Origin of the sequence: Qaidamihabitans albus, from assembly GCF_016464705.1 — a bacterium.
GTDB classification, from domain to species: domain Bacteria; phylum Actinomycetota; class Actinomycetes; order Mycobacteriales; family Pseudonocardiaceae; genus Qaidamihabitans; species Qaidamihabitans albus.
The window spans coordinates 221,234-228,141 of record NZ_JAEHOB010000010.1; the positions used below are offsets into that span (position 1 = coordinate 221,234).

At 67.4% G+C, this 6,908-nt stretch carries 7 protein-coding genes; 5 read left to right on the plus strand and 2 right to left on the minus strand.

Annotation, left to right across the window (positions count from 1 at the left end):
* Position 1: 1 nt before the first annotated feature.
* From JAP66_RS20400 to JAP66_RS20415, 4 genes are all read left to right on the plus strand, one after another.
* Entirely contained in the window at positions 2 to 2,137 is a 2,136-nt protein-coding gene (locus tag JAP66_RS20400; RefSeq protein WP_199433393.1) for an acetate--CoA ligase family protein, read from the plus strand.
* 192 nt (positions 2,138 to 2,329) lie between these two features.
* Positions 2,330 to 3,736 (plus strand): Nramp family divalent metal transporter, encoded by a 1,407-nt coding sequence (locus tag JAP66_RS20405; RefSeq protein WP_235999168.1) that lies wholly within the window; start codon positions 2,330 to 2,332, stop codon positions 3,734 to 3,736.
* Complete coding sequence (locus tag JAP66_RS20410) at positions 3,737 to 4,300, plus strand: hypothetical protein (RefSeq protein ID WP_199433395.1); 564 nt, start codon at positions 3,737 to 3,739, stop codon at positions 4,298 to 4,300.
* A gap of 31 nt (positions 4,301 to 4,331) precedes the next feature.
* Positions 4,332 to 5,336 (plus strand): TerC family protein, encoded by a 1,005-nt coding sequence (locus JAP66_RS20415; RefSeq protein ID WP_199433396.1) that lies wholly within the window; start codon positions 4,332 to 4,334, stop codon positions 5,334 to 5,336.
* A 67-nt stretch (positions 5,337 to 5,403) separates the two neighbouring features.
* Here the strand turns inward: JAP66_RS20415 and JAP66_RS20420 are convergent, their stop codons facing one another.
* Together JAP66_RS20420 and JAP66_RS20425 are read right to left on the minus strand one after the other, a co-directional pair.
* A complete protein-coding gene (locus JAP66_RS20420; protein WP_235999169.1) occupies positions 5,404 to 5,592 on the minus strand; it encodes a hypothetical protein in 189 nt (62 codons plus the stop codon).
* Between the two features lie 135 nt (positions 5,593 to 5,727).
* A complete protein-coding gene (locus JAP66_RS20425; RefSeq protein WP_199433397.1) occupies positions 5,728 to 6,474 on the minus strand; it encodes a GntR family transcriptional regulator in 747 nt (248 codons plus the stop codon).
* 279 nt (positions 6,475 to 6,753) lie between these two features.
* Here JAP66_RS20425 and JAP66_RS20430 point away from each other — a divergent pair.
* Positions 6,754 to 6,908 (plus strand): ATP-grasp domain-containing protein (locus JAP66_RS20430; RefSeq protein WP_199433419.1); only part of this gene is annotated, 155 nt, incomplete at its 3' end.

Below are 6,908 nucleotides of genomic sequence, written 5' to 3' on the forward strand. Positions count from 1 at the left end.
AATGGAAGCCCCAGACAAGGCCGCCGTCCGGGAGGTCCTGGACAGGGTCCGTGCGGAGGGCAGGGACGCGCTCACTGCGCCCGAGGGCAAGCGGGTCGCGGACGCCTACGGCATTCCCACTCCGCGCGAAGGACTGGCGACCACCGCCGACGAGGCCGCCGCGCTGACCGGGGACATCGGCCAGGCGGTCGCCTGCAAGATCGTGTCCCCGGATATCCTGCACAAGACCGAGGCCGGCGGAGTCATCGTCGGCGTCGAGGGTCCGGACGCCGCGCGGGAGGCGTTCGAAAAGATCGTCGCCAACGCCAAGGCGTACAACGCCTCCGCCACCATCACCGGCGTCCAGGTACAGCAGATGGTCGGCGGCGGCCACGAGGTCATCATCGGCGCCACCACCGACCCGACATTCGGCAAGGTCGTCGCCTTCGGCCTCGGTGGCGTGCTGGTGGAGGTGCTCAAGGACGTCACCTTCCGGCTCGCTCCGCTGGACCGGGCCGAGGCCAGGTCCATGATCGACGGGATCAAGGCCGCCGAGGTGCTGCGCGGAGCCCGGGGCGCCGAGCCTGCGGACGCCGACGCGCTGGCCGGGGTGATCGAGCGGGTGTCGGCCCTGGTCACCGACTTCCCGGAGATCCGCGAGTTCGACCTCAACCCGGTGTTCGCGGGCGCCGACGGTGCCTGCGCCGCCGATATCCGGATCCTGGTGGAGACCGGCGAGGTCAGCGAGCCCGTCCGCATCCCGCAGGAGGAGATCCTGCGGGTGATGCAGCGGCTGATGAACCCGCGCTCGGTCGCGGTCGTCGGTGCCTCCGAGCAGGAGGGCAAGATCGGCAACTCGGTGATGAAGAACTTGATCAACGGCGGCTACGCGGGCGAGATCCACCCGATCAACCCCAAGGCCGACACGGTTCTCGGGCGCAAGTCCTACGCGTCGGTCACCGACATCCCCGGCGAGGTGGACGTCGCGGTGTTCGCGATCCCGGCCAAGTTCGTGCCCGCCTCACTCACCGAATGCGGCGAGAAGGGCGTCTCCGCCGCGGTGATGATCCCCTCCGGCTTCGCCGAGACCGGCAACCACGAGCTGCAGGACGAGGTCGTCGAGATCGCGCACCGCTACGGCATCCGCATGCTCGGCCCGAACATCTACGGCTACTACTACACGCCGCAGAACCTGTGTGCCACGTTCTGCACGCCCTACGACGTCAAGGGCGGGGTCGCGCTCACCTCGCAGAGCGGTGGCATCGGCATGGCGATCCTTGGCTTCGCCCGTACCTCGAAGATGGGCGTGTCGGCCATCGTCGGCCTCGGCAACAAGTCCGACGTGGACGAGGACGACCTGCTCACCTACTTCGAGCAGGACGACAACACCCAGGCCGTCGCCATGCACCTCGAGGACCTCAAGGACGGCAGGGCCTTCGTCGAGACCGCCAAGCGGATGACGCAGAAGAAGCCGGTGGTGGTGCTCAAGGCCGGCCGCACGGCGCTCGGCGCGCGGGCCGCGAGCTCGCACACCGGCGCGCTCGCCGGCGACGACAAGGTCTACGACGACATCCTTCGCCAGGCCGGTGTCGTCCGCGCCCCCGGCCTCAACGAGATGCTCGAGTACGCCAGGGGACTGCCGCTGATGCCGACGCCGCTCGGCGAGAACGTCGTCATCATCACCGGGGCAGGCGGCTCGGGCGTGCTGCTCTCCGACGCCTGCGTCGAGGCCGGGCTGTCGCTGATGGACATCCCGCCGGACCTGGACGAGTCGTTCCGGCGCTACATCCCGCCGTTCGGCGCCGCGGGCAACCCCATCGACATCACCGGTGGTGAGCCGCCGTCAACCTACGAGGCCACGATCCGGCTCGGGCTCGAGGACCCCCGCATCCATGCCCTCATCCTGGGCTACTGGCACACGATCGTGACTCCGCCGATGGTCTTCGCGGAGCTCACGGCACGAGTCGTGGAGGAGGCACGAGCCAAGGGCATCGACAAACCCGTCGTCGCGTCGCTGGCCGGCGACACCGAGGTCGAGAAAGCCAGCGAGTACCTGTTCGAGCACCGGGTCATCGCATACCCCTACACCACCGAGCGACCGGTAGCGGTGCTCGGCGCCAAGTACCAGTGGGCGAGGGCGGCGGGCCTGCTCGGCTGAGGGGGCCGGGACGCCCGGCAAGGAGGCCGGGCGTCCCTTCGCACACGCAGCGCCAGGGGGACTGCCACATCGAAAACTGGAGGTCCAATGGTGGATTCTTCGCAAGTTCCCGTTTCGGGCTCGTCCGGCGGTGAAGCCGGATCCGAGACGGGCGAAACTGAACGGGTGTGGCGAGCCGGCGGGCTCGATCCCATGCCGATTCGCAAACTGCCCGACGCACCACCGGCTATCCACCTGCTCGGGCCAACGGTCTTCCTGGTCGCGCTCGGTGTCGGTATGGGCGAGTCCTACATGTGGCCGCGGCTCGTACTGGTGTTCGGCCCCGAGATCAGGTGGCTGTTCCTGGTCGGCGTCACGCTGCAGGCCGTGGTCATGCTGGAGATGGCCCGGTACGCGATGGCCACCGGCGAGAGCATCTTCGCGGGTGCCGCCAGGGTGTTCAAACCCATGATGTGGTTCTTCTTCGCGGTGGCGATACTGGTCTATATCTGGCCAGGGCACCTATCCGCGGGCGCCGCGGCGTTCGAGGAGATAACGGGCATTCCCTGGCTCGTCACGGCGTGTATCGGTCTCGTCCTCGTGGGAATCGTGTTCAGCCTCGCGAAGGTGATCTACAACCTGCTGGAGAACGTGCTGTCGATCCTGATCGGCGTGCTGGTGGTGGGCACGGCGATCATCGCCTCGCTCGTCGGCAGCTGGGCCGACCTGTCGAGCACGCTCACCGGCATGTTCGCCTTCGGCTACTTCCCGACCGAGGCGATGTCGAGCACCTGGTTCCCGATCATCGTCGGCTCGGTGGCGTTCGCCGGTCCCTCCGGGATGCAGCAGATGTGGTACACGCTGCACCTGCGCGACAGCCAGGCCGGCATGGGCGCGCACATCCCGCGCGTCCGGGGCCTGCGGCACGCCGGCGAGGAGGAGTCGATGCCCTCGCGCGGGTTCATGTTCGACACCGACGACGCCGACGAGATGAGGAAGTGGAAGGGCTGGCGGCGCTGGGTGACCTTCGACGCGCTCCTGCTCTTCTGGGGCATCACGATGCTGGTGACCGTCTCGTTCACCGTGCTGGCCCAGTCGGCGGCCAGGGAGAACCCGAACGTCAAGACCCTGATCGAGGGTGGCGACCGGGACGCGGCGCTCGGCGCGATGTCCGATGCGTTCGCCTCGGTCGGCGGGCCGGTGCTCGGTGGCCTGTTCTTCGGCTTCATCGCCCTGATCGGGTTGAACGCGACGCTCGGCCTGTTCGACTCGTTCTCCCGGGGACAGGCGGACATGACGTACTTCTTCGTCAAGGGCGCGCGCCGGTTCAAGATGTCGCACCTCTACGCAGGGTTCCTCTGGGGTGTGATCATCTTCGGTATTCTCATCCTGCTGTTCGGTCCGGCGGACGGTCCCGCGGGCGTGCTCGACATCCTCGCGTTCCTGTCCACGTTCGCCATGGGTGCGTACTGCATCGTGCTGCTGCTGGTGAACAACCGGATGCTGCCCAAGCCGATCCGCCCGAAGTGGTGGACGAACGCGATCATCGGCTTCGGTGCGGTGTTCTACCTCGGCATGCTGTTCTACAGCCTCGTCCGGTTCGGCGTGGTCGTGAGCTAGATGGACACGACACGCCTGCTCCGGCTCGCCGAACTCGCCCTTCCCGGGTTCGTCGTAGGACTCATCGCCGGCGCGGTCGCCGGCGGGCTGGCCGGTCTCGTCGGCCAGCCCGCCGGCTGGGCGCTGGTGAGCATGCTGACGCTGGGTATCCCGCTCGCGATCTTCGGTGCGGGGTACGGGATTCTGCTCGTCTACCGGAAGGTACGGATCGGCGCCTTCGCTCCGGTGGCACTGTTCTGGCTCGCCGGTTTCCCGATCGCCAGGCTGGTGCACGAGGTACTCGCCCGCCTGGTTCTCACCGGCGAGGCGGGACTGCCTCCGGATCCGATCGGTTTCCTCGCCTACCAGGCGATCGTCAGTGCGGGCTTCGCCATCGGCTTCCTGTGGCTGCACGAGCGCATCGCACCACGCTGGTGGTACCGGATCACCGACCGCAACCCCGCGGCCAAGGACATCTACGAGGCCTATGTCGAGCATGCGACACAGCTCTACCGGGCCAAGGAGGCGCGTCGCCAAGCCCGCAAAGGAGATCAGACCGCCCGGAGTAAAGCCACACAACGCTGATCACCGCTGACGATCCTGGAGACAAGCGACGATGAACGTTCCCGTGTGGGCATGGCTGGTGACCGTCGCCGGCCTCGGTGCCTTGCTGTGTTTCGACTTCTACCTGGTGTCGCGCAACCCACGGCATCCCTCGATGCGCGAGTGCGCCATCTGGGTGTCGTGCTACGTGTCGCTCGCCGTGCTGTTCGGCTTCGGCGTGCTCGCGTTCGCCGGAGCGCAGTACGGCGGCGAGTTCTTCGCCGGGTGGATCACCGAGTACTCGCTGTCGGTGGACAACCTGTTCGTGTTCGTCATCATCATGTCGAGCTTCGTGGTTCCCAGGGAGTACCGGCAGAAGGTGCTGCTGATCGGTATCGTGATCGCCCTGCTGCTGCGCGGTCTCTTCATCGCCGTCGGCGCCGAGGCCATCTCGCGGTTCGACTGGTTGTTCTACGTGTTCGGCGCCTTCCTGATCTACACGGCCTGGAAGTTGCTGATGCACTCCGACGCCGACGAGGACGAGTTCAAGGAGAACGCCGTGCTCCGGGTGGCCAAACGGTTCCTGCCGGCCACCGACTCCTACAACGGCGCGGCGCTGACCACGAAGGTGGACGGCAGGCGCCTCGTCACGCCGATGCTCATCGTCATGATCGCGATCGGGACCACGGACCTGTTGTTCGCACTGGACTCCATTCCCGCGATCTTCGGTCTCACCAAGGAGCCCTACCTGGTGTTCACCGCGAACGCGTTCGCGCTGATGGGCCTGCGGCAGTTGTTCTTCCTGCTCGGCGGCCTGCTCGACCGGCTGGTCTACCTGAGCGTGGGCCTCGCCGTGGTGCTCGGCTTCATCGGCCTGAAGCTGATCTCCGAGACCCTGCACCACCACGGGGTCTCCTGGGCTCCGGAGATCCCGATCCTGGCCTCGCTGGCCGTGATCGTGGGCACCCTCGCGATCACCACCGTCGCCAGCCTCGCCAAGTCCCGCAAGGACGCCCGTCGCGCGGCCGACGAGCCGGGAGTCGAGGAGGAGGACGTGACCGAAGCGAGGGTGGACTGAGCCGGCGTCATCGGCAGCTCAGCCCTCACGACCCCTCGGCACGTCGTCCTGAGGGCCCGCCGGGCTCTCAGGACGACGTGGTCGTCCGCGGCTCGGCGGCACGGCTCCGCAGGAAGTCCTCGACCTCCGCGGTGGCCCGCTGCTGGGCCTCGGCCTGGGCCGTCGCGAGTCCCAGGCCGAGCGAGCGGCCGTCGGCGTTGAAGCCGCGGGGCTCGTCCGTGAGGAACTTCAGGACCTTCTTCCAGGTGCTCATCATTCATTCACCTCCTTGTTGACATGCTTTATTTCCATGTCCCACCGGCGATCGCCGGCAAGTCCCGTGGGCGGGCAGCACCGGCTCACGGCCCGTGCTTCGTTGCCGGGGCCGGGAGCGGAAAGAGAAAGGGAACCGCTAGACGCGGGGCGCGGCCCGGCGCCGGCGCGAGCGCACCTGCGCGGGCTGCTCGTCCTGCTCCGGGTTCTGCTCGCGCTGCTCGAGGTAGGACTGGCGCGTGCGTTCCGTGTGCTCCCGCATGATCCGGGACGCCGTATCCGCGTCGCCCCGCTCGATGGCGTCGACCAACCTGCCGTGCTCGGCCCAGGACTGGTGACCGCGGTTGCGGGCGATCGGCGTGTAGTACCACCGCACCCGCCGGTCCACCTGCGACACGAAGTCCAGCAGTACCCGGTTGCCGGACAGTTCGGTGACGCAACGGTGCAGCTCCGCGTTGGCGGCGACCATGCCGTCGATGTCGTCCGAGGCGAGGGCAGCCTCGCCCTCGGCACAGAGCTTGCGGAGGCGGGCAACCCCCTCGCTGTCCACCTGCTGCGCCGCGAGCCGGGCCGACTCGCCCTCGAGTACCGCACGTACGGCCAGCAGCTGGTCGACCTCCGTCTCCGTCGGCGCGTGCACGAAGGCGCCGTAGCCGGGGCGAAGGTCCACCCAGCCCTCGGAGTTGAGCAGCTGCAGCGCTTCGCGGATCGGCTGGCGGGACACGCCGAGCATCTCCGCGAGCTCGCTCTCCACGAGGTGCTGCCCAGGCGCGAGCTGCCGCGAGATGATCAGTTCCTGCATGGCCGCGTAAACACGCTCACGCAGCGGAACCGGTCGATCGATACGGCGTGCAGACGCCTGCTGCGGCAACTCGGTCGACGGCATGATCTACTCCAAAAGTCGGGCGGCCTTTCGGTCACCAGGCCACGTGCGTCGGCTATTGGTCGACTGCCTACAGCATACAATGAGCGATATACCCATTCCCGGTGATGCCTATCACTACAGGGAGTGACATCGGCCTCGTTTTCACTTGTTGCCTCCTCGGAGGATTTACGGCGGTAGGCTCCCGCAAACCTCGCTTCTGCATACAGAATACTGTATGCTCAGCTCAACTTCGATGTCGGTTGCGACACACCGGCACGACGGCGAGAAAGGTTGGCTGAATTGGATCTCTACGAGTACCAGGCAAGGGACGTCTTCGCCGCGCATGGCGTCCCGGTACTGGCCGGCGAGGTGGCGGACAACCCCGAGGGCGTACAGGCGGTCGCGGAGCGACTGGGTGGTCCGGTTGTGGTGAAGGCGCAGGTGAAGACGGGTGG

What these genes read in the sequence shown, in the direction of transcription:
- JAP66_RS20405 (WP_235999168.1), top strand. Translation starts at nt 2,330, where the DNA reads ATGCCGATTCGCAAACTGCCCGACGCACCACCGGCTATCCACCTGCTC.
- JAP66_RS20400 (WP_199433393.1), top strand. Translation starts at nt 2, where the DNA reads ATGGAAGCCCCAGACAAGGCCGCCGTCCGGGAGGTCCTGGACAGGGTC.
- JAP66_RS20425 (WP_199433397.1), bottom strand. Translation starts at nt 6,474, where the DNA reads ATGCCGTCGACCGAGTTGCCGCAGCAGGCGTCTGCACGCCGTATCGAT.
- JAP66_RS20420 (WP_235999169.1), bottom strand. Translation starts at nt 5,592, where the DNA reads ATGATGAGCACCTGGAAGAAGGTCCTGAAGTTCCTCACGGACGAGCCC.
- JAP66_RS20415 (WP_199433396.1), top strand. Translation starts at nt 4,332, where the DNA reads ATGAACGTTCCCGTGTGGGCATGGCTGGTGACCGTCGCCGGCCTCGGT.
- JAP66_RS20410 (WP_199433395.1), top strand. Translation starts at nt 3,737, where the DNA reads ATGGACACGACACGCCTGCTCCGGCTCGCCGAACTCGCCCTTCCCGGG.